The sequence below is a fragment of the Myxococcales bacterium genome, assembly GCA_012513515.1.
In the GTDB taxonomy this organism is placed as follows: domain Bacteria; phylum UBA10199; class UBA10199; order 2-02-FULL-44-16; family JAAZCA01; genus JAAZCA01.
Genome location: JAAZCA010000029.1, coordinates 197243 through 219936, shown reverse-complemented (window position 1 = coordinate 219936; position 22694 = coordinate 197243). Strand labels below are relative to the sequence as shown.

The 22694-nt window shown below is 51.8% G+C and carries 21 protein-coding genes and 1 tRNA gene; 15 read left to right on the top strand and 7 right to left on the bottom strand.

The window, feature by feature from the left end:
* Positions 1–84: 84 nt before the first annotated feature.
* The gene (locus tag GX659_06565; GenBank protein NLD28446.1) at positions 85–240 is read right to left on the bottom strand and encodes a hypothetical protein; all 156 of its coding nucleotides are present in this window, start codon (positions 238–240) and stop codon (positions 85–87) included.
* Between the two features lie 114 nt (positions 241–354).
* Here GX659_06565 and GX659_06560 point away from each other — a divergent pair, with 114 nt between their 5' ends.
* Positions 355–1239, top strand: a complete 885-nt coding sequence (locus tag GX659_06560; GenBank protein NLD28445.1) for a HAMP domain-containing histidine kinase — start codon at positions 355–357, stop codon at positions 1237–1239.
* Here GX659_06560 and GX659_06555 read toward each other — a convergent pair.
* Positions 1223–4357: a protein kinase gene (locus GX659_06555; protein NLD28444.1), complete on the bottom strand. Its 3135-nt coding sequence runs from the start codon at positions 4355–4357 to the stop codon at positions 1223–1225. The two genes, GX659_06560 and GX659_06555, sit on opposite strands and share 17 nt — an antisense overlap.
* 137 nt (positions 4358–4494) lie before the next feature.
* Here GX659_06555 and GX659_06550 point away from each other — a divergent pair.
* The 5 genes from GX659_06550 to GX659_06530 all read left to right on the top strand — a co-directional run bounded on the left by GX659_06550 (position 4495) and on the right by GX659_06530 (position 7332).
* A tRNA-Leu gene (locus tag GX659_06550) sits at positions 4495–4580 on the top strand.
* A 48-nt stretch (positions 4581–4628) separates the two neighbouring features.
* Positions 4629–5315, top strand: a complete 687-nt coding sequence (locus GX659_06545; protein ID NLD28443.1) for a hypothetical protein — start codon at positions 4629–4631, stop codon at positions 5313–5315.
* Positions 5316–5362: 47 nt separating this feature from the next.
* On the top strand, positions 5363–6061 hold the full coding sequence (locus GX659_06540) for a hypothetical protein (protein ID NLD28442.1): 699 nt from the start codon (positions 5363–5365) through the stop codon (positions 6059–6061).
* A gap of 13 nt (positions 6062–6074) precedes the next feature.
* A complete protein-coding gene (gene hpt / locus GX659_06535) occupies positions 6075–6593 on the top strand; it encodes a hypoxanthine phosphoribosyltransferase (protein NLD28441.1) in 519 nt (172 codons plus the stop codon).
* 523 nt (positions 6594–7116) lie between these two features.
* A complete protein-coding gene (locus tag GX659_06530; GenBank protein NLD28440.1) occupies positions 7117–7332 on the top strand; it encodes a hypothetical protein in 216 nt (71 codons plus the stop codon).
* Between the two features lie 88 nt (positions 7333–7420).
* On the opposite strand, the gene GX659_06525 is transcribed toward GX659_06530, so the two are convergent.
* The 5 genes from GX659_06525 to GX659_06505 form a co-directional block, all read right to left on the bottom strand.
* Positions 7421–8098, bottom strand: coding sequence for a hypothetical protein (locus GX659_06525; GenBank protein ID NLD28439.1), 678 nt, complete (start codon positions 8096–8098; stop codon positions 7421–7423).
* 2 nt (positions 8099–8100) lie between these two features.
* A complete protein-coding gene (locus GX659_06520; GenBank protein ID NLD28438.1) occupies positions 8101–9573 on the bottom strand; it encodes a sodium:solute symporter family protein in 1473 nt (490 codons plus the stop codon).
* Positions 9574–10083: 510 nt separating this feature from the next.
* On the bottom strand, positions 10084–11412 hold the full coding sequence (locus tag GX659_06515; GenBank protein NLD28437.1) for an NCS2 family permease: 1329 nt from the start codon (positions 11410–11412) through the stop codon (positions 10084–10086).
* Positions 11413–11439: 27 nt separating this feature from the next.
* On the bottom strand, positions 11440–12075 hold the full coding sequence (locus tag GX659_06510; protein NLD28436.1) for a thymidine kinase: 636 nt from the start codon (positions 12073–12075) through the stop codon (positions 11440–11442).
* Positions 12076–12166: 91 nt separating this feature from the next.
* Positions 12167–13153, bottom strand: a complete 987-nt coding sequence (locus tag GX659_06505; GenBank protein NLD28435.1) for an MBL fold metallo-hydrolase — start codon at positions 13151–13153, stop codon at positions 12167–12169.
* Positions 13154–13362: 209 nt separating this feature from the next.
* On the opposite strand from GX659_06505, the gene GX659_06500 reads away from it, so the two are divergent.
* The 9 genes from GX659_06500 to rpsO all read left to right on the top strand — a co-directional run bounded on the left by GX659_06500 (position 13363) and on the right by rpsO (position 22458).
* Complete coding sequence (locus GX659_06500) at positions 13363–14001, top strand: hypothetical protein (GenBank protein NLD28434.1); 639 nt, start codon at positions 13363–13365, stop codon at positions 13999–14001.
* 33 nt (positions 14002–14034) lie between these two features.
* Positions 14035–15114 carry a lamin tail domain-containing protein gene (locus GX659_06495; protein ID NLD28433.1) on the top strand — a complete coding sequence of 360 codons (1080 nt, stop codon included), beginning with the start codon at positions 14035–14037 and terminating at the stop codon, positions 15112–15114.
* A 196-nt stretch (positions 15115–15310) separates the two neighbouring features.
* A complete protein-coding gene (locus GX659_06490) occupies positions 15311–15820 on the top strand; it encodes a ribosome maturation factor RimP (protein NLD28432.1) in 510 nt (169 codons plus the stop codon).
* 13 nt (positions 15821–15833) lie between these two features.
* Positions 15834–17249 (top strand): transcription termination/antitermination protein NusA, encoded by a 1416-nt coding sequence (nusA, locus tag GX659_06485; GenBank protein ID NLD28431.1) that lies wholly within the window; start codon positions 15834–15836, stop codon positions 17247–17249.
* A 46-nt stretch (positions 17250–17295) separates the two neighbouring features.
* Complete coding sequence (infB, locus tag GX659_06480; GenBank protein NLD28430.1) at positions 17296–19743, top strand: translation initiation factor IF-2; 2448 nt, start codon at positions 17296–17298, stop codon at positions 19741–19743.
* Between the two features lie 61 nt (positions 19744–19804).
* Positions 19805–20155, top strand: a complete 351-nt coding sequence (rbfA, locus tag GX659_06475) for a 30S ribosome-binding factor RbfA (protein ID NLD28429.1) — start codon at positions 19805–19807, stop codon at positions 20153–20155.
* A 1-nt stretch (position 20156) separates the two neighbouring features.
* Positions 20157–21131 (top strand): bifunctional oligoribonuclease/PAP phosphatase NrnA, encoded by a 975-nt coding sequence (locus GX659_06470; protein NLD28428.1) that lies wholly within the window; start codon positions 20157–20159, stop codon positions 21129–21131.
* Between the two features lie 9 nt (positions 21132–21140).
* Positions 21141–21818, top strand: a complete 678-nt coding sequence (truB, locus tag GX659_06465) for a tRNA pseudouridine(55) synthase TruB (protein ID NLD28427.1) — start codon at positions 21141–21143, stop codon at positions 21816–21818.
* Between the two features lie 370 nt (positions 21819–22188).
* Entirely contained in the window at positions 22189–22458 is a 270-nt protein-coding gene (gene rpsO, locus GX659_06460; GenBank protein NLD28426.1) for a 30S ribosomal protein S15, read from the top strand.
* Positions 22459–22694: the final 236 nt, after the last annotated feature.

The window sequence follows — 22694 nt, the reverse complement described above, 5'->3', positions numbered from 1 at the left end:
GTGGTCGTCATCCCCGAGTGCTTTAATCGGGGATCCCGTAACAGCCGTGACTGGTGACTGGCGGAAAAACAGAAGCTAGAGATGTCAGTCGATGGTCAATTGTCCATGGTCGAAGTTATTGTTGGAACGGCAGCGCGGCCGCATAAGGATTACGATCTCAAACCCCTTCTTCCCTTTTTTGTCCGAAAAGGGGGGAGGAGAGTTCCCATGCGAATCCGCCGCGCCTTTTTCTCTCTTCAAATTAGCTAGATTTTTCAATTACTTATACTTACACAGCATGTGGCATGATGGTTGCACTTCCTCCCCGGTTTGTCCTTTCCAATGGGGATGGCGACGGTCGGGAGCGTACAAGTTATGAAGCAGAGAATCTATGAAATTAGGCACAGGGATACCGGCCTGAAGCTGAAAATCAAGGCGGGAAGTTTTCGCGATGCAGTGAGTAAAACCTTCGATTCTTCACTTTCGGCCTGGAGCTGCGAGTCCGGCGGAGCGCTTAACGATATCTTGGCGAAGATGCGGCAGTTCGCCCATGATGCCTCAGGCCCGCTTTCCTTCATAAGGGAATACATCGCCGTCGGTCCTGACCGCTGCGCTGAGATTCTTCCGGATGAGGACATAGGAGCGATAGCGCAGCGCGCCTATTCGAAGATAGAGGATATCCTTCTCAAGATAAGAAACTGTATAGTTTTCGATCAGGATGAAGTTCCGGTTCGCTGCGACTTTGCCGGTATAGTTTCCGAGGTGATTCAGGAACTTTCTCCTGTCGCGGAGAGGAGAAAGGTTCATCTTAACTATATAGGCCCCGATTCCATTTTTGCAATTCTGCGCCGAGGGGAAATTTCGGCGCTGATTTATAATCTCGTTACAAATGCGATCGAGGCCGCTGCGGAAGGGGGAGGGCTGGTGGAAATCTGCGCATCTTCCTGTGCTGATGAAATCAGATTTTCGGTTTCGGATGACGGAGTTGGAATCTCCGATGAGATTCGCGAGCGAATTTTCGAGAGGGGATTCAGCTCGGGGAAGAAGTGTGGCAGCGGGTTTGGTCTTTCATCGGCGAAGGAAACGGCCAGGAAGCACATGGGCGATCTTTGGCTCGACTGTGCCGATGGAGAGAGGACGAGCTTTGTGGCCGCCATCGCGAGAGACTGTTCTTCGGTCAACATGTCGCGCATCAAATCCCGCCTGACATCGGCCTTCGAAATGTGGCCCATGCTGAGGGAAATCACATTTGATCCCTGATGAGTTTTTTGACCTGCTTCGCCCGTTTCCGGTGCGATTTGGAAATCTCATCGACGGGCATTGTCTTTAGCATCGCTTCGGCGCAACCTATGTATTCCATCGCAGTTTTCTTTTTTCCCAGCGACAGGTAGGCTTCGCCCATTCCCAGATATGCCGACATCGCGAAATATCCCTCCGATGCTGATGCCAGGGCCGCCTCGAAATAGACTATCGCCTTCCTGTGATTTCCGCTTTCGCCATGACAGCGTCCCATCATCGACCATATCCTGGCCATGGAGTTTGGTGTCGTGTGCGCCGACCGGCATGCTATCGATGCAAGTTCGCTGGAGCAGTGGGCGAGACATCTTTGAAAATCGTCCATGTCATAAAATATGTTGGCAAGAACTGCATGCGAATAGGCCAGCATCGGTCCGGAATTCCCGTTGCCGGCCAGCTTCAACGCCCTTTTGGCCCAAAGAAGGGCGCGTCCGGTTTTTCCTGAGATTCGCAACCCCTCTGCTATTGCCATATACGCGGGTATCAGATGAAATATGTCGGGTTTATTTCCGGAAATCTCAAATTCAAGAGTTCGAGCGGCCTCTTCGTACAAGCCCTGCGCAGTCAGCACGGAATATAAGAGGTTGTTCATGACTTTTTTTCTTGAATGGGGGGCTAGTCGGAATTCCATGGACTTCGAACCTTCAAATATCTTTCTGGCCTCAAGCAGTTTTTTCGCATCTTTGGACGGATCTCTGATTGCCATCTCATAGAGAAGATTTCCATTGTAATTTTTCAAAGCCAGGTCGTAGTCCTCCAGGCGGGATTTTGCCGCAATAAGGCGAGATGATTCTATGAGGCGCTGCGCGTGATTGAGGGTGCCGGCTCTCAGGGCCATGGCGATATCGAGGAGCGCGAACCTCCTTCGGTATGCAGGATATTCACCCTCCGGTATCATTCTGCTGCCGGAATAAATGGCTTCGCCAGCTCTTGTCAGGTCTCCGGTGTTTAGTGCCGCAGCCGCAATTAGGGATGAAATGTACGAGCGGAGTTTCCAATGAGCCTCCGATCCTCTTTTCAAAGCTGATGTGTAAAGCTTGATGGCTGCGGAGCAGTCGCCGTGGTTCTTCAACATTTTTTTGCCGAGGGTGATTGCGGCTTTGATCGCTTTTTTATCATCCTCGCCGTGAGCCGTGTGAAAATTTTTCCACCTTAAGCTGACATGTTTGACCAGCTCGGAGTGTAGTTTTTTTCTATCCGCAGGGTTCATCCTCATCAGGATCATCCCCGGCATATGTTCGTCACAGAATTTAATCCTATCCTTTCGATCCATCTCCAGTATGCCGGCGCGCATCAGCCTTTCAGAAATTTCTTCGATATCTTTCAATCCGGTCACCCTTTTTAAAAGCGGGAATTTTGGAGCCTCGAGATACGGTGCGGCCGTGCAGCAGGCTATCGACTCAAGCAACTTGATTTCGTCGCGGTCCAGAATTTTGATCTTATGCAAGAGCCTTTCAAAGGCGGTAGATGCCCCATGCCTAAAGGTGGATGGGGCGATTATCTTGGGATCGAGGATTATTTCTCCTGCGGCATCGAAAGAGAACAAGCCTTCAAAGTTTTTGGAGAGAAGCTCTTTAACCTCGAGCGGAATGCCGCCCGTTATTTTAAGTATGTGCTGCGTCGCTTCGGATGGGATCTGTCGCCTGAAAAATGCCGGGGTCGCCGCCAGGTATTCCGTTATATCAGAGGCTGTGAATGGTTTTAGCTCGTGGAGTTTTAGCGCTGAAGCCAATATCTCTTTCAGAAATCCGACCTTCTGTATTTCCGTAACTGTCGCTGCCACGATCGTGGGGATTATTTCTGAATATATTTCCGGATTTTCGGTACGCGCTGCAGCGAAGGCAAAAATTCCGGAGATCAACCTTTCGACCTCAGCTTCTATCGGTGTTTTGCCTTCGGCAGCATCCAGGTTGTCGATGAGCAAGAGAATTGGGGACTTATTGTCCGATATCGATATGCGCAGCTCAGCAATCTTTTCGCTGAGCGTCTCATCGTCTGAGGGGAAGGAGATTCGGTGGATCGATATTCTGTCGGAGATCGTGTCTCCGAATGTTTTGAGAAAATGTACTATGTGGCTTTTTCCCATCCCGTGGCCGCCGGATATGATATGCAGCGGCTTTTCCGGCAGATCTCCGCTTGTGCTCTTTTCGATTTCGGAGGTCAGGATTTTTGAAATTTCTGAAAGCCCTACCAGTTTCGTCGGATCGGGTACTAGATACTCGGGCGAACCCCTTGATGTGCGCGATGCTTCCGACGTCCTTCCTGAAGAGATGGCGTGTATGACTCCGGCGGCGTTTTCATAGAACCGTTCCTCAGGTTCGAAGATGAGCATCCTGGAAAGGAGCAGCTCCAGCCATCCCGGGATCTCTCTATCCAGCGGCGCGGGGAGCTTTTCCTTTTCCGCTTCCACCATCTTCATGAGTTCAGCTCGCGATTTTTGAAGAGTTCTGTCGAAGGGATGCCTCCCCTTGGACAAACACTGGTACATGAGTACTGCCGCGGAATACAGGTCCGAGCGCTTTCCGACTTTTTCCGACAGCCCCAAGGCTATTTCGGGGGCCATCGTCGAAGGGCTTCCGACGAATTCTCCACGATATTCTTTTTCCGGCATCGCCAGGCCGAAATCCAGTATCTTTAACCTATTTCCCTTTGCGTTGGCGTTTACAAATACGTTCTGCGATTTGATATCCAGATGGAGCATTCCGCTTCGATGGATGAAATCCAGCCCCTTTAGCAGCTCTATAAATATCGGAATCATTCGGCCGATCTCATATCCGGCCAGCGCGGAGAGGATCTGCTTTCCCTCAATAAACTCTGAAATTATGAAGGGGGTGCCCTCCTTGAATCCCGCTTCAAGGACTTTGGCTATGTTCGGATGGTTCAGTTTTGTGAGAGTTTTATACTCGGCCTTGAACCGCTCTATTCTGTTTTTTGAAATTTTAGAAGGGCGCAGTATTTTTATCGCGACCCTTATTTTCCCGTCGTGAGAGAGCCCCTCGTGGATCATACTGGAGCAGCCACGGGCTATATCCCGCTTCGTGACTGTATATCCCGCGAAGCTCTCTTTTTCCGGCGTTCTCATCGGTCGCTCGTTAGGGATAATTAGCAAATGAATCTATCCTGGGAAAGCCATTTTCAACATATGCGTTGCAAAAGGATCCGCTATGCAATAAATCCCTCAAATTCCGTGATGGTTTTCAGGCCCCCTTTTGGGCCGAAGCCCGGGTGGCGGAACTGGCAGACGCAAGGGACTTAAAATCCCTCGGGGAGCGATCCCTGTACCGGTTCGATTCCGGTCCCGGGCACAAAGGTCAGGGGAGTGAAAATTTTACTAACCTCTCATCGGGAGTTATATGGGAAGCTTCAACCGCGACGAGTTCAACAGGTTCATAATACAAAACAAGGTGGTCGGTTTCTTCGAGAAGGCAGTCACTCTCAAATCAGGGCGCAAATCGCATTGGTATGTAAACTGGAGGACGATTTCATCGGATGCTTTCCTGATGGATCAGCTCATTTCTTATCTCATATCCTTCGTGAGGGATGCCGGGCTTTCTCCCGACTCCTTTTACGGGGTTCCCGAGGGTGCAACCAAGCTGGGTGTTCTTGCCAGTTACATCTGGGCGAAGGGGTCGTCAGATTTCAAGCCTGGCCGTTTCCCCCTTCCGATGGGAAGGGCAAAGCCTAAGGAACACGGTGTTCCCGAAGATCGTTTTTTCGTCGGAGCCCCCAGGGGCAGGACGGTAGTCTTGGAGGATGTCACGACTACGGGTGGTTCCCTCATCGCTTCCCTCGAGGGGCTTGCCGAGGCGAAGATAGAAGTAGTCGCGGCGATAAGCCTCACCAACAGGATGGAGAAGACCGACGACGGCAAGAGCGTCGAGCAGGCGATAGCCGATATGGGAGTGAGATATCTCTGTCTCAGCGAGGCCACGAGTTTTCTTCCGCAGGCGTACGAGGCGCTGAAGCCGGGGGAAGAGATTGCGCATGCTATAGAATCTGAATTTCGTGAATACGGGGTGGCGCCGGTCAGGCTGTTGTAAAGTTTGATGAGGGCTGCACCAAAAATCTAAATAAAGAGGAGGCTGCAATGTTGATCCATGAGAAGCATAGCATAATTCCGGCGTGCGATGTAGGGGTCGAAAAATACGAAGAGCTTTTGAAGGCGACCGCAGGTCTGAAGGAGATAGGTGCCTACAAGCTGGGCTTCGTTCTGGCCCTCTCCATCGGGCTGCCGAAGGCCGTCGAAATCGCGAGGAAATATACCGACAAGCCGATCATCTACGATCATCAGAAGGCAGCGACCGATATCCCTCATACCGGGAGTTCGTTCGCCAAGGTCTGCAAGCGGGCTGGAATAGACGCTGTCATTCTTTTCCCTCAGGCTGGCCCTGAGACGGAGCGCGCCTGGATAGATTTTGCGAGAAATGAGGAGCTGGAGGTTATCGTCGGTGGTTTGATGACGCACAAGAAATACCTGCGCAGCGAGGGCGGATATATCGCCGATGATGCGATAGTCGAGATGTACGAGTGTGCTGCAAACCTGGGTATCAACGACTATGTAGTTCCCGGGAACAATCCGGAGTCGATACGTAAGATACGCGAGATGTTGATCAGGGAGCGTTCCAACCCCGTCTTCTATTCGCCGGGATTTCTGACCCAAGGTGGCAGGGTGGACGCCGCCATCGAGGCCGCCGGGGAGCATTTCCACGCCATAGTGGGGAGGGCTATCTACGATGCGCCTGATATGCATGAGGCGGCGAAAGAGGTCTGTTCATACCTGGGATGATCTGGAGGCTTGGATGCAAGAACGAAAAGTGGATATCCTCGTTTCGGAGGAAGAGATAAAGCGTCGCATAGGGGAGATCGCTGCTGCTGTGGACCGGGATTTCGCCGGCGATGACCTCGTAGTGGTTGGCGTCCTAAAGGGCTCCTTTATCTTCATGGCCGATCTGGTAAGGAGGATTAGGATGCCTCTTACCTGCGACTTTCTAAGGGTGTCGAGCTATTCTGGGGATGTGAGCACGGGTGCCGTGCGTATGGAGTTCGACATGACGCAGCCCGTCTTCGGCAAATCGGTGCTTTTGGTTGAGGATATAGTCGATACCGGAAGAACGCTGAGACACCTGATTGCCCATATGGAAAGTAAGAGGGTAGCCAAGCTTAAAATCGCCTCTCTGCTCTACAAGGAAACCGGGGCTGGTCTGAAGGATGTGGTCAGCTACATCGGTTTCGAGGTTCCCAACAGATATGTCATCGGATACGGCCTGGATTCCGAGGGGCTCTACAGATCTCTTCCTTATGTCGGAGCATTCAAATAAGGAACCTCTGAAAAGCTAGCTGTAACAATAACTTCGACCATGGACGATTGACCATCGACCAAAACCACCGATCGCAGCTGTTCAATGGTCAATGGTCCATTGTCGCTGATCTTTGATCCGCCCTTTGTAAGGCTGGATTATATTCGAAAATATCGTTATTAAGGTTAAGACGAAGATTCGGGGATGACACCATGAATGTCATTCCCGCACGCTGTAAGCCGCCGCTACCGCGGGGTTCCGACCGTTCACCAGTCACCAGTCACGGTTCTTGCGGGATCCCCGATAGAACCATTCGGGGATGACGACCTTCTTGTCACTCGGGGATGACAAGCGCATAGTTTTTAGAGGGTACCCTGAATTTGCTGATTTTTCAGAGGTTACATAAGTCAAATTTGCATTGTAAAAAGTCTGTTTTTACGAGGGGAAAAAAGTGAGAATCTGCACTTTTTGCTTCTTTCCCGAATGTGCTTATGGTATAGAATGCCGCAAGTCTGCAATCCACAACATTCCTTAAGGAGGAAATATGGTAAGCAAGAACACGAAGAAGGCCCCGAAGAGAACGACGAAAAAGAGCACGAAGAGCGCATCCAAGAAGGGCGCGTTCGGCGGCTACAGCATCTGCTTCAAGGGCTCAGAGCACACGCTTGAGAACGTATTTGGCACGACCCCGATCGCTCCGTCACTCATGACGAAGAAACTTTGGGCGTATGTGAAGAAGTACAACCTCTCCAACAAATAGTTGGCGCGGTAAAAAGGAAAAGAGAAAGGCCCCGTAGGGATACGGGGCCTTTTGTTTTTAATGCCTCACTTTCAGCTTCGCGTGTTCGCTAGTTTCCTCGAACAGTCAGCTTGTTTACCAGAGCCATCAGATCGACGGTTCTGTCTATAGATCTTATTGGGACTTCGTCGGTTGGGCTGCATCTGTCATCTTCCGATGCCCCGAATCGCACTCCGTAGGAGTATCCCGAAGCCATCGGGATCTCGTATACTATTTTCCCTGATATGATGAATGAATGCATCTCATCGTCAAGCTCGATATCGAATTCGAAGATGTAGTCCATCTCCGGCCTAAGCTGTTCTGGCATCTCTATTCTGGCTCCGCCGGCGCTTATGTTGACTATCTTCCCCTCCGTTCCGTCAATTTCCTGTTCAGAGCTTACGATTATCCCTATGGGCGGAGTGAAGTTGTATCTTGGGAAGAGGCGGCGATTGATTTTTTTGACGTCGCTGGGTTTGACGATCACCCGGACCGTTTTTTCCATCTGGTCGGGGAGTGGTTCCATCGAGACCTCTCCCTCAACTTCGTAGATAGCTGTGCCCATAAGGGTTGGGATGAAGCCGAGCACCGTCTTGCGCAGGGGCGAGTTCAGGGGGAGGTCGATGACTATGGAGTCTTCGGTTATGTCCCACATCTTGAGGCGCTCGATTTCGTCGCCTTTCAGTATGTAGAAGTAGGCGTGGGCATCTGTCAGTGCGGACCTCAAGTCCTTATTCTTCGCAGCCATGTCTATTTCCCTCCGTTATTTTTTTCAAAGAAAACCGCCCATTTTTCCTCTGGAGGTTTCTTGCCCAGAAGCGAAACGGCGATGAGCAGCGTGACTGAAATTGCGAAGGCTGGAATCATTATGTATTCTCCGAGCTCTCCGCCAGGGATGCCGAATGCACCTTCAAAGTAAGCTTGTACCGACGGTTTATCCGAGAGGATTTTTGCCGCTATCGTTCCCGTCATTCCGCCGACTATCGCCGATACTCCTCCGGCGGTGGTGACCCTCTTCCAGAAGAATGCGGCGAATACCGCCGGAGTTATTGCCGCCCCTATCATTGTGTAGGCCGTTAGCGCCATGGTGAGAACATTGCTGAATCTGGTTATGAGAAGGTAGGAGAGAAGGCCGAAAACTATGAGCACTATCCTGTTTACGATGACGACCGTTTTTTCGCTCATTCCTTTAGCGATGAACCTCTGTATTATGTCGCGTGTCGCGTTTGTCGCCGGTGCCATCAGGAAGGAATTAGCTGTCGAAAAGACTATGGCGAGGGCGCCAGCCAGGAGCAGGAATCCCGCCCACGTCGGTAGGCCGAATCGGGCGATATCGAGTATCACCCTTTCAGCGTTGCCGTCTGCTCCCAGGTGAGGGAATTTTACACGTCCCAGGATTGCGAGCGTGCAGATGAGGGTATCGACGATAATGATTCCGATGATCCATCCTATTACCGATCTGCGTGCGCTTTTTTCATCTTTTGCTGAGGCGAACTTCTGGTACATCGAGGGTTCGCCTATCAGCAGCAGAAATACCGGAAAAAATACAGCCATCGCCCAGATGATGTTATGCCCGCCCATGATGGAGAAGTGTTCTGGCGGAAGGGCGGCTACGACTGCCTCGAATCCTCCGAGGTCGAAGAAGAGTATGGGAACCGCCACGACTATTGCGGCTATTATAAGTATGCCGTTTATGAGATCTATAGTGACGATGGATTTCATTCCGGCCAGCGCCGTAAGAAGTATTACAAAGACCGCTATTACGGTGACCCCGCTTTGCCACGGTATTCCGGTGGTGAGCTCCAGTACGAAGGCACCGCCCTTTAACTGATAGCCCACTATGGTTAGGTAGGCGATAATAATGGCGAGGGATCCGATTGCCCTGGCGAATCCGTTATATCTCTTTTCAAGTATGTCGGGGAGGGTGAACTGTGATATGTGCCTTACCCTCCCTGCGAACCAATATACCAGCAGTATGCCGAACCACGCCCCTACTGACATCCAGAGCTCGGAAAACCCCTGTCTGTAGGCGAGCCCTGCGCCTCCTATCAGGCTGCCGGCCCCGGTCCATGTTGCGATGAGCGTCGTTACCAGCATGAATGTCGAGACGTTCCTGTTACTAACCATGAAATCATCCTGACCCTTGATAGATCTGCTCTTGTAGGCACTTATCGCGATCATCAAAGCCAGATATGCTATTACTGCGAGAAGATAGACGTTCATCGTTTCCCCTTTTCGAAGCCGCAAATTAACACAGTATTTATGACTTGCAAAGATATCTAATCGGAAAGCGGAAAAATCAAGAAACTAGAATCTAGAAGTGAGAAGCGAGATTTTTACAGGCGAGGTTTTTCTAGCTTCTAGCCTTTCGCTTCTAGCTTCTGTTTTTCCCAGTCACGGCTGTTACGGGATCCCCGATTAAAGCACTCGGGGATGACAATCACGCCGTCATTCCCGCATGCTGTAAGCCGCCGCTAACGCGGGGCAAACCACCGCTACCGCGCGGGGCAGACGGGAATCCCGTTCCGACCGTTCACCAGTTACGAGTCACAAGTCACGGTCGTTGCGGGAGGGGGTCGAATCCTGATCGCTGATCTTTGATCAGCATTTTGTAAGATTAGCTTATATTCGAAAATATCGTTATTAAGGTTAAGATTAGGATTAAGATTAAGATGACGACCTTTTCGTCGCTCGGGGATGGCAAATTCGCTAATTTCTAAAAAGTTTCGTAAGCTATTCTCCCGAGCTTCCGAGAAATATGAATTTGAACATGAATAGTGCGCCAAGCAGATAGACCATCCAGTTTACTTCCCTCCACCTGCCGGTGATGAGCTTGAGGACTGGGTAGAGCAGGAATCCCAAGGCGAGCCCGTTGGATATGGAAAATGTCAGCGGAATCGCGAGGCAGGTAACTACGGCGGGTATCGCTTCAGTGTAATCGTTCCAGTCGATCTTGGACAGGCTTTTCATCATGAAGATGCATACTATGACGAGAGCCGGAGTCGTGGCCTGTGCCGGCACGATCCCGATTACTGGGGATATGAATAACATGAGAAGAAATAAGACCCCCACTACGACGGAAGTGAGACCGGTTTTTCCTCCGGCCGCTATTCCTGCAGTGCTTTCGATGTAGCTCGTCGTTGTGGAGGTTCCAAAGACCGCTCCTGCTATCGTCGCTATGGCATCGGATGTAAGAGCTCTGCCGACGCGCGGGAGATGGAGACGGCCATCGCTTCCGGTTTTCATCAGGCCGCCCTGATCAGAGACCGCGATCAGCGTCGCCAGCGTGTCGAAGAGATCCACGAACAGGAAGGCGAAGATTATCTGAAAAAGTCCTATTTTGAATGCCGCTTTTATATCCATCGCTCCGAATGTCTCCGACATCGATGGCGGCATCGACAGAATCGCCTCCGGCATTTTCGACACCCCGACCGCTATCGCCAGTGCAGTAGTTGTAAGGATTCCCCACATCAGTGCACCTTTTATTTTTCGAGCGAGAAAAAAACCGGTGATGATAAACCCGGCCAGCGTCACCAGGACTTCCTTGCTGGAAACGTTGCCGAGGCCGACCAGCACCTGTTCATTCTTGACTATCACTCCGGCCTGCTGGAGTCCGACGAAGGCTATGAATATTCCTATGCCGGCGGCTACCGCATGTTTCATGGAATCCGGTATCGCATCCATTATCTTGACCCGAAGATTTGTCAGCGTAAGGAGTAAAAAGCCAACGCCGGAGAGAAATACGGCGCCCAAGGCCGTCTGCCAGTTTATTCCCATCACTCCGCATACATAGAATGCGAAGTAGGCATTCGTTCCCATAGCCGGTGCCAGGGCTATCGGAAGATTTGCATATATCCCCATCAGTATGGAGCCGACGGCTGCTGAGAGGCAGGTCGCAGTCATGACCGCGCCAAATGGCATCCCCGCCGCTTTGAGTATGTTCGGGTTGACGAAGCAGATGTAAGCCATCGTGAGAAATGTAGTGAGTCCGGCTATCAGCTCAGTCCTCAAGTCGGTCTGGTTGCTTTCAAGATCGAATATTCCCCTTAACCAATTTTTCATCTTTCCCCCGTCGTTGAAGGATGAGAATTAACCTGAGGTGTGACTTGGAGTGGAATTCGCGGTGTTTGAAACCGCGGTTTTTGGGGCGTCCTCTGCGGAGGCGAGCTCAGGGTCGAAGCAGGCCCTGCATCTGGCCTCGTAGTGTTCCTTTGCCCCGACTAGAACCTGATTCGAATTTTGTACCAGGCGCTGAGTTCTTGAGGCGAGTCCGCCGCAGACCATGCATATCGACTTGAGCTTCAGCACCGATTCGGCGATCGCCATCAGCTCCGGCATCGGCCCGAAGGGGACGCCGAGATAATCCTGGTCGAGACCTGCTATGATAACTCTTCTCCCCCTGTTGGCCAGCGTCTGGCAGAGTTCGACGATTCCGATGTCGAAGAACTGTGCTTCGTCTATTCCTACGACGTGCGTATGCTCTCGCACCCTGTCGAGTATCATTTCGGGGGAGGTAACAGGGGTGCAAAGAAATTTCTGTTCGTTGTGGGAAACTATATGCTCTTCGCTATATCTGTCATCGGTCGTCGGTTTGAATATCTGAACTTTCTGTTTGGCGATCATGGAGAGTTTGAGCCGTCTTATCAGTTCCTCTGTCTTCCCCGAGAACATCGGGCCGCATATTACCTCGATCCAGCCTGAGTGGCGTCCTTGATTGATGAACATATGAGTTCCTCCGGTTTTTGTGTGCGGCATAAAAGTCATAGGTTAGCTTTGATCTCATCTCAAGAATTTTTTGATAAAAAACGAATTTCCTTCAGAAATGGAAGATTTCGAAGCTGCCATCCTTGGATGCCGTTATCAGGATGTCGCCGTTGGAGATATTTACCCCGGGATCCAGCGTTGCGCCGCGCTCGGTTTGATGAACCTCGATCCCGCGGTCCAGCATCGCGCTTATGACGGATTGGTCCGGATGTCCGAATCCGTTCCCGTCGCCGACCGATATTATGGCTGCGGACGGGGATGTGGCGTCTAGAAATTTTGCTGAGGTGCTGCTTTTGCTGCCGTGATGCGATACCTTGATCAGATCGATCTCGCCGATTACCTCGGCGAGTGGACCTTCCACGTCGGGGGATCTGTTCGGGGGATCTCCTCCGCCAGCGGTAAGGTCTCCGCCGAAGTAGGCTGAAAATTCCCCGAAACGAACGATTAAAGCGAGACTTAGCGCGTTTTCGTCCGGCGGATTTCCCGTTTCGATTATCCTGCCATCCGAAAGCATTCCGCCGGATGCCGCCACCTCAATTTCCACTTCGTCTATCGAGAATTTTTCTCCGGCCGAGGTGCTGCTTCTAAGCTGATCGAAGGCCTCGCAATATGGTGCGAATTCCTCCAGGTCGTCATCCAATGGGTAGTTTCCGCGATCCATGATTTTTCCCGCAAGATGTATCGAGCCTTGTCCTAACAATTCTGAAAGAGATCCAATATGGTCGGCGTGATAGTGTGAGATGAATATGTGTTCTATCCTTCTCGGCCCCGAAGATATAAGGTAGGGGAGTATTTTATCCTTTCCTGCGCCCGCTGGGCCTGCGTCTATCAATATCCCCCTGCCGGACGGAGTTTTTATCAGTGCGGCCTCCCCCTGTCCGACGTCGAAAAAGATTATCTCCATTCTGCTTTCGTGGTGTGATTCCTCTGACTCGTCCCTTTTGTTCCGGTCTTCGAAGAAATCCTCGGGCCCCAGCGCCGGCCCGCATGCGGCAGCTGAAAAAATAAATGATGCGAATATTGCTGCTATTCTCTTCATCGTGCGCGTGGCTTTGCAATATCCAGGCCCGTTTTGAATCCCCTTCGGATTGCGATCAGAAGGGCTTTGCCAGCTGATGCCCGGAGTGGAGGCGCATGACCTCCTGACTGATAACGAGCAGGTTGGATGATTTTGCTGCACCTTCATTCATGCTGGGCGGCGAAAAATAAAAAGTTTTTATGGCACAGCGATTGCTTTGTCCTTCGGTTATGAAAATTTGTGCGATCGCCCTCCTCATTCTTGCCATTGCGCCAGCCAAATCCACGTACGAAAGTACAACGGGCGAACCCCCAATTCCCTCCATATCCGAGGTGCAGGCGAGGGCGATCGCGCACGCCCGCCTCGAGCCTGAGGAGATATCCTCATGGCGCAAGAGGGTGAAGCTTCAGGCGCTGCTTCCGAAGCTGGAGGTCGGGTATCAGCGCCGCGCGAGGGACGTAGTCGCCGTCGACGTCAATGATAATGTTTATGTCGGAAGCGCCGGCGTTATGGTCGGCCCCGACGAGGGCAAATACGGCTACAACAACGATCTGGGTCAGAACGTGGAGGTCAGGGCTACCTGGCATTTGGGGGAGGCTCTCTTCAGCCGCGATTCATTAGCGATCTCGGCGGAGGCAAGAAATCTCGCGAGGGAGAGACAGACCCTTCTCTCAGAGGTGAGTAAAAGCTACTACGACCGCGAGCGCTTTGCTGGTGAAATAGACTTCATAAAGAAAGAACTCCGTTCCGAAAATGCCGACAGGGGGACGCTGAAACGGGAGCTTTTCATGAAGGAGGTGGCTATGCGGGAGGCTACGGCGGCGCTCGATGCGATGACGGGCGGCTGGTTCGGAAAACAGATCGATTGAATATCGAGGGTTTAAATCGGGAAGGGAGAAGGTATGAAAAGATCAATCTATACTGGAGCTGTCATACTTTTGATATTTTTATTTTCAGGATGCGGCGGCGTTTCGGTTCCCGATATCTCCATGCTCTCCGATTCGCAGCCCAGGGTCGTCTCAGTTTTTCCGGAACGGATGTCCTTTGCGTCGCCCTATGAGAGGATAGAGATCGAATTTTCCGAGCCTGTGTATCCGGACAGCATAGACTCCAAATCTGTCGTGGTGGTCGAGGCGCAGGGGGAAGAATCCGATGAGGATATATCTGAAAGTGCGATAGAGGGGGATTTGATAGGCAGGGCTGGGCGTTTCCATGTCAGCGATGACGGCAAGGTGGTGTCGTTCGAAAGTCTCGACCCTTACCATCCCGGTGAATATGCGATCGTGGTTACAAGGCTCGTCTTCAGCGAGAAGCTTGTGCCGCTTTCCCAGAACCCCGTGCGCATACACTCTCCATTCGTGAGCAGATTTATCGTTTCGGAGGGAGGGGAAGGTTGGGATGGGTCGCACTACCCCGGAGAAACGAGTCCCAGCGGGGGTGGAAGCTACAAGCCCGCCCCGCCGGAGAGGCCATCATATCTGGTGATAAATGAGATTTTGTACGATGTGCCAGGGGTCGATACAAATGGAAATGTCTTCATAGAGCTGTTTGGCGAGCCCAACAAAGAGATATCCGGATATGCCATCTACCTTGCAAATGGGGACGATGGCGCCGTAAAGGATACCATCAGGCTTCCCGCTAAATCCATCATCCCCGATGACGGGATTTTTCTGATCGCCGACGCGAAGACCGGATCGAGCAGGGAGAGCTTTGTGGAGGGGGCGAATCATGTGGAGAATTTCGACCCACAAAATGGTCCGGACTGCGCGATACTCGTCGATGCTTCGGGAAGGGTTGTGGATGCGCTCGGCTACGGTGATGTAACCTCCCGGTTCGTTGATAGCGGGCTTCCCTGTCTCGAGGGAGAACCTGCCCCGAGGGTTCCGGCTGGTTCCAGCCTTTCCCGGGTAGGCGGGGCTGACAGCGATGATAACCTTTCGGATTTTGTGACGCTTCCCATGCCGACCCCCGGCATTTTGTGATTTTTTACAGGAGTTTCATCATATTCGAGACCTTCTCTCCGAAGCTTTCCCTATGAAAATAATTAACTTTTTCCTTGCGCCTCTTTCAGCTTTGTATATATAGTCCCGCCCGTATCAAACCTCATCGAGTTTTCTTCTTTGGGCCCTGCGGGAGCCCATTTTTTTTGGTCTAACACGGAAAAGAGACGCTAAGGGAATGGATAGTGCCGTAATACTCACTAAGATCGAGGACCTGGTCTCCCCCGTACTGGCAAATCTCGGATATGAGCTGGTGGATAGGGAGTTTGCTGTGGAGGGGGGGCGGAGGATTCTGCGCATCTATATAGATAGGCCGGGGGGAGTTACGATTGACGATTGTTCGGCAGCCTCACATGCCGTCGAGGATCTGATAGAGGTAGAAGAGCTTATACCCGAAAAATATGTCCTGGAAATCTCTTCCCCCGGAATAAACCGTCCCTTGAGGAAGCGAGAGGATTTCGAAAGATATGCCGGTTCGATCGTTAGGATGAAGACCAGGAATCCAGTAGGTGGCAGGAGCAATTTCAAAGGAGAACTCGTCGGTCTCAGCGGTGATGACGTCGTGGTGACGATAGACGGGAAAAATTATAATGTACCCATCGCCGAGCTTGGCAAGGCCCGGATAGATGAGGACCCCTTTAAATCACAAAAGAAGGGAACAAAATGGAAATGCAATGCCGGAGGATAGTATGAGTTCGGGAATGTTTCAGAATCTAGGTAAGGTGCTCGATCAGGTAAGTAAAGACAAGGGCATACCGCGCGAGATGCTCATAACGGCCATTGAGGAGGCGTTTCTCAGCGCAGCCCGAAAAAAGTGGGGCTACCTCGGGGACCTCGAGGCCCACTTCAACGAAGATTTCGGCGAAATAGAGCTCTTTCAGTTCAAGACGGCCGTTGAAACGGTCGCCGATGAGAACGTCGAGATGGATCTTTCAAAGGCGAGGGAGCTAGATCCGGAGGCCGAGATCGGAGACAGCATAGGCGTCAAGATGGACCCCTCCGTCTTCGGAAGGATTGCCGCGCAGACCGCCAAGCAGGTTGTCATCCAGAAGGTTCGCGACGCTGAGCGCCAAGTTGTCTATGATGAATTCAAGGACAGGCTCGGCGAGCTCATCACCGGAGTAGTACGCCGCTTTGAAAAAGGCGATATCGTCATAGACCTCGGGCGCACCGAGGCTGTACTGCCAAAGGTCGAACAGGTCCCGAGCGAGAGCTATCGTGCCGGAGAGCGCCTGCAGGGGTACTTCCTGAGGATCGACAGGGAAGGGCGCGGCCCGGCGGTAGTCCTTTCCAGAAAGCACTTGGGGCTTTTGACCGGGCTTTTTACGATGGAGGTTCCGGAAATAGCTGAAGGAATAGTCGAGATACGTTGTGCGGCGAGAGAGCCCGGCGTTCGTTCCAAAATAGCAGTCTACTCGAAGGATCAGGATGTCGATCCCGTCGGCGCATGCGTAGGGATCAAGGGGGCGAGAGTCCAGAACGTCGTCAGCGAGCTGAAAGGTGAAAAGATAGATATCGTCGAATGGGAAAATGATCCTGCGCGCTTTGTCTGCAACGCCCTTGCTCCCGCAGAGGTTGTGAAGGTAATCATCAGAGAACGCGAGCATGTTATGGAAGTCGTCGTTCCGGATGACCAGCTTTCGCTGGCTATAGGCAGGCGGGGTCAGAACGTGCGCCTTGCTGCCCAGCTGACCGGATGGAATATCGATGTCTTCAGCGAGACCAAGATCGAGAAGGTCGCCGAACGTGCGCGCAAGGTTCTGTGCGACGTCCTGGACATCGATGCGAGCATGGCCATGCTCCTCTATTCGCATACCTTCAGGAGCTTTGAAGACATAGGCAATTCCGACTTCGAGGAGTTCAAACAGGTTCCCGGTATCAGCGAGGATAACGCGAAACGTCTGCATGAGATGGCGCGAGTTGCTTTGGCGGAGGGAAAGAGCACCGAGGCCATGATATCCGAAATGCTGAAGGTGGAGGAGGCAGAGGAGAAGGCTCGCAAGGCCGCTGAGGAGGAAGCCAGGTTGGCGGAGGAAGCCGCCATGGCCGCAGCAGCAGCTGAGGATATTGCTGATTCTTCCGAGTCGGCCTCCGAAGGGGAAGATTCGGCGAGCTGATTTTTTAGAGAGATTAAAACAACCAGAGTAAAAGAAGGAACCAGGCATGTCTGAAGAGCTTAAAAACGAGAATAGTGAATCGGCAACGAAAGTCGTTGAGAAAAGGGTTACCACGACGATAATCAGGCGAAGGGCCAAGAAGGTCGTCGAGCCGGAAGTCCCTGTGCAGCCTGCACAGGAGGAATCTGCGGTCGAGTCCGCAACTCAACAAGTCCTTCAACCCGAAGCTGCACCGCAAGAGACTGCCGAAAAGCAGCCGGCTGCCGAGCCGAAGCCGGAACAGATAGTTCAGGAGGCAACTCCACAGGAAATTCCCTCCGAAAAAGCAGAGCCAAGAGATGAAGGTGGTGAATCCGTTGCTGCAGATGAAGGTTTAAAACTGAAAGCCCCGAGCGAGGCCGAAAAGAAGATAGGCGTTGTGGGACACATAGTTCTGGAGCGCCCGGCTCCGACTCCTCAGCAAACGACAGTCGCTGCCGATGGGACGGTCGAGATCATCAGCCTCAAGGAAGATTGGCGTGATAAATTCAAAAGGACTCGCAGAAAGAAAAGCCGTGACGAGCTGGAGATGGAGGCCATACAGCGCGCGGGAGGTCTCAAAAAATATACCGAAGATGACATGGAGCCTTCGGCTGCCGCTGTGGGGGATAGGGTTTTTCAACCAGCTATCTCCGGGCGAAAGAAAAAAACCGTACGCAAGGATTTCAAGAAAACTCAGATCACTGAAAGAAAGGCGATCAAGAAGATCATTCGGATAGAGGGCGAGATAAGCGTCTCGGCGTTATCCCAGACCCTTGGCGTGAAAGCTGCGGATATCATCAAAAGGCTGATCTCCCTTGGAGTCATGGCTACGATCAACCAGCACATAGATGTTGATACGGCACAGCTGATCGCAGAGGAAAACGGGTTCACGGTTGAAAACACCGCGTTCAGGGAAGAGGAAATACTCGCCGAACCCGAAGCTCGCGCTTCGGCAGGAAATTTTGTACCGAGGGCGCCTGTAGTTACTGTCATGGGTCACGTCGATCATGGCAAAACCTCAGTGTTGGACTACATAAGGAAGAGCAGCGTAGCAGATCGTGAGGCTGGCGGAATCACCCAGCACATAGGCGCATACGAGGTGAAACACAGTAAGGGGAATATTACATTTTTGGACACCCCTGGCCATGAAGCTTTCACGATGATGCGAGCCCGCGGCGCCCAATTGACGGATATAGTTATTCTGGTGATCGCTGCCGACGATGGAATAATGCCTCAGACAATCGAGGCTATAGATCACTCCAAGGCGGCCGGTGTTCCGATCATCGTGGCGATCAACAAGATGGACAAGCATGAGGCTCAGCCCGACAGGATTCGCCAAGCGCTTACGGAACACGGACTTGTCCCTGAAGAGTGGGGCGGGGATGTCATATGCGTACATACCTCCGCAAAAACCGGCGAAGGGATCGACAGGCTTTTGGAGATGGTCCTTCTTCAGGCGGAGATGCTCGACCTCAAAGCCGATCCCACCATCCGCGCCAAGGGAGTCGTCATAGAAGCCAGACTTGATAAGGGCAGGGGGCCTGTGGCTACCGTACTTATCCAGGAAGGTACGCTCAAGGTCGGATCCTATATCGTTTGCGGAAGCGTAGATGGAAAAGTCAGGGCTATGTTCGACCATGAAGGCAAGCCGGTCAAGGAGGCACATATCTCGCAGCCGGTAGAGATCCTGGGTCTTTCCGGCACTCCCACCGCGGGCGATGATATGGTAGGCGTTGCCGACGATCGCAGCGCAAAAATGGTGGTGGACCAGAGAAGGGAGAAGATGCGCAAGAGGGGTCTATCTAGCGACATACATATCTCTTTGGAAGATCTGTCGGCGCGACTTTCCGAGGGCGAGAGCAAGGAACTTGGAGTGATAATCAAGTCGGATGTCCATGGTTCCGCTGAGGCGGTTAAGGACGCTCTGGAAAAACTCTCCACCGACAAAGTGAAATTAAAAGTCCTGCATTCCGCAGTTGGTGGAATTGTAGAGAGCGATGTCATGCTCGCTGCGGCTTCCGAGGCTGTCATACTTGGTTTCAACGTTCAGCCGGACGGAAAAGCCAGGTCTGCAGCTGCTGCCGACGGCGTCGAGATAAGGACCTACAGAATAATCTATGAGATGATCGATGATGTAAAAAAGGCCATGGCAGGCCTTCTTTCTCCTGACGAGAAGGTGGTCGAAATCGGCGCTGCCGAGGTCAGAAACGTATTCAGGATATCCAAGGTCGGCGCTATCGCCGGATGTTATGTCATTCAGGGTAAAATACAGCGTAATGCTTTCGGCAGGCTGGTTCGCGACCAGGTCGTCGTATTCGAAGGTAAGCTTTCATCTCTGAAGAGGTTCAAGGATGATGCAAAAGAGGTTGCCGAAGGTTACGAATGTGGAATCGGACTCGAAAACTTCAACGACATAAAGATAGGCGATGTGATCGAGGCCTATATCATAGAAAAAACCGCAGCCGTTCTGTAAAAATACTATTTTGCAGTGAGGTTTTTTTTCAGGCGCTTGTGGGAGGTAGAGGTTTAAAGCGATGTCAAAGAATTTACCGTATAGCAGAGGCGACAGAATAGCCGATGAGATATACATGATGATCAATGAGTCCCTCGTCATGCGTATTGCCGACCCGAGGCTTGTGAATGTGCGCATCACCAGGGTCAGGATGACCAAGGACCTGCGAATTGCTTACGTCTATTTCCATATGTACGACACGAACGACGAATTGAAGTTGAGCGCAGCTTCCGGCCTCGAGAGCGCAAAGGGATTTTTAAAGAGGGAAATCGGCAGTGCGCTTGCCTTGAAGTTCGTTCCCGATCTGAAATTCTTCTTCGATGAATCCATCGAGCTTTGCGAAAAAATAGATGCGCTTTCCGGAGGGCGCTGAAATGTCAAAGGATCTAGGTTATGGAGCGCTGGCGAATGAGATAAAAAAAGCCCGTTCGTTCATCATAGCTTCCCATCTCAATCCGGACGGTGACGGAATAGGGTCCATCCTCGCTCTGGGTATAGCGCTCCGCAGGATGGGGAAGGACGTCCTTATGTACAGCAAGGACGGAGTTCCCTTCAACCTTGTCTTTTTACCGGAAGCCGAAAAGATTCGGAGGGAATTTCCTGCGGACCGTCACTTCGATATGGCGATAATGCTCGATTGTGCCCAGCGCAGCCGGATATCTGAAGAGTTTGCGGCCTTGAAGGATGCTGACATCTTCATCTGCATAGACCACCATCTGCTCGAGAAGGCCGAGGCCGATCTGCTGCTCATCGACAAGGCGGCTGCCTCGACGGGCGAGGTCGTCATGCACCTTCTCGAGGAGGCAGGATTCGAGATTACGCCGGATATAGCGCAGTGTATATACACGACTCTCGTAGTTGATACCGGTTTTTTCAAATATTCCAATACTTCGGCCCATTCGCTCGAGATGGCTTCCAGGCTGGTGAAACTCGGCGCCGATCCCTGGGCTTCAGCGAAAAATCTCGAAGAGTCCCGCCCGATCGAAACAATTCGCCTTCTTGCGCTGTCGCTTTCGACGATCTCCGTAGGGATGAACGGGAAATACTGCAGCATGGAAATTTCGCAGAAGATGCTGTTAGATAGCGGGGCATCGATGGAACATTCGGAGGAGTTCGCGACCTACCCGCGTTCAATCGCGGGAGTTGAAGTTTCCGCGCTCTTCCGTGAGGTGGAACCTGAGCTGACTAAGGTGAGTTTGAGATCCAAGGATATCGTCGATGTGGCGAAGGTCGCCAGATTTTTCGGAGGTGGCGGTCATGCCAGGGCGGCGGGCGCCAGGATAAAGCTTCCACTTGGCGAGGCCAAGCGTTCGCTCGAGGAGATCGTAAAGAAAGAGCTTGGAGAATAGGTTTTAGCCATGATCGATGGAGTATTGGTAGTCGATAAACCCGCCGGTTTTACTTCGCATGATATAGTCGCGATAGTGAGGCGTATCACAGGGGCCAGGAAGGTAGGACATCTTGGCACGCTCGATCCCGCCGCGACCGGCGTCCTTCCCTTGGTGATAAATGGGGCGACCAAACTTGCCTCGAGCCTTTCAGGCGGGGAAAGGGTATATGAATTCGTGTTGAAGCTCGGAGTCAAGACCTCCACCGATGATGATCAGGGCGAGGTGCTTTCCACCTCGGCGGTTTCATCTGATGCGTTGGAACGCCTCAAGGCCTCTATCCCCGATTTTATAGGGAAGATAATGCAGGTTCCACCCATTTACTCTGCGATTCAGGTGGCCGGACAGCGTGCATATCATGCCGCATATGCTGGGGAAAAGATAGAGCTGGAGCCTCGCGCAGTTGAAATAAAAAGTATATCTATAATAAATAGTTGTGACGATGATATTCATATGAAGCTTGAATGTATGGCCGGCACCTACGTCAGGAGTCTTTGCAGGGATCTTGGGGAGCGTATTGGCTCCTGCGGCCATGCCTCAAGAATAAGGCGCCTTAAAAGCGGAAAATTTGATATTTCTCAAGCGGTTACATTGGATGACTTAAAATTGGATGCGGGGCTTTGGAAAAGGGTCCTGATAGCGATTTGATGTTGAGTAACCTCCGAAAAATCAGCAAATTCAGGGGGTCTCTAAAAGCTATGCGCTTGTCATCCCCGAATGGCGAAAAGGTTGTCATCCCCGAGTGGTGTAATCGGGGATCCAGTAACAGCCGTGACCGGGGAAAAACAGAAGCTAGAAGCGAGAGGCTAGAAGCTAGAAAAATCTCGCCTGTAGAAATCTCGCTTCTCACTTCTAGATTCTAGCTTCTTGATCTTTTGGTCGATGCTCAATTCTCCATGGTCGAAGTTATTGTTACAGCTAGCTTTTCAGAGGTTCCTTGAAATTATTCATTTTCTTTAAAAATTCTTTAAAAATAGCTTTACAGCGCCAAGAGCACATGATAGGGGAGCCCTCCACTATGACAATGACGCAACAGACGAAAAAAGAGTTGATCGACAGCTACCGCACGCACGAAGGTGACACCGGTTCGCCTGAGGTGCAGGTCGCCATCCTCACGAAGAGGATTGACAAGCTTGCCGGGCACTTCGACGCTCATAAGAAAGATCATGCCAGCCGCCGCGGTCTGCTGATGATGGTTGGGCGCCGACGTAAGCTTTTGAGCTATCTCAAGAAGGTCGATGACAGCCGCTACAGGGATCTCATCGCTAGGCTCGGCATAAGGAAGTAAGGGTCGGCTTTTGAACGAGGAGGGTGCTGATAATTTTAACAACAGCTCGCCTGGATAAGAGGCGAGCTTTTTTTTAAGTTATCAGTTATCACCCTCCTGAGTCTCGCCGAATGATTATTTCCGGAGATTACGATTTGTTATCAACATATCCGATAACGGTTAACGTCTGTTAACACCGGCTTGCGAAGCTCCATTCCAGCGGTTTGTGGACTGGGTGCATCGCAGGGCGATGTTAA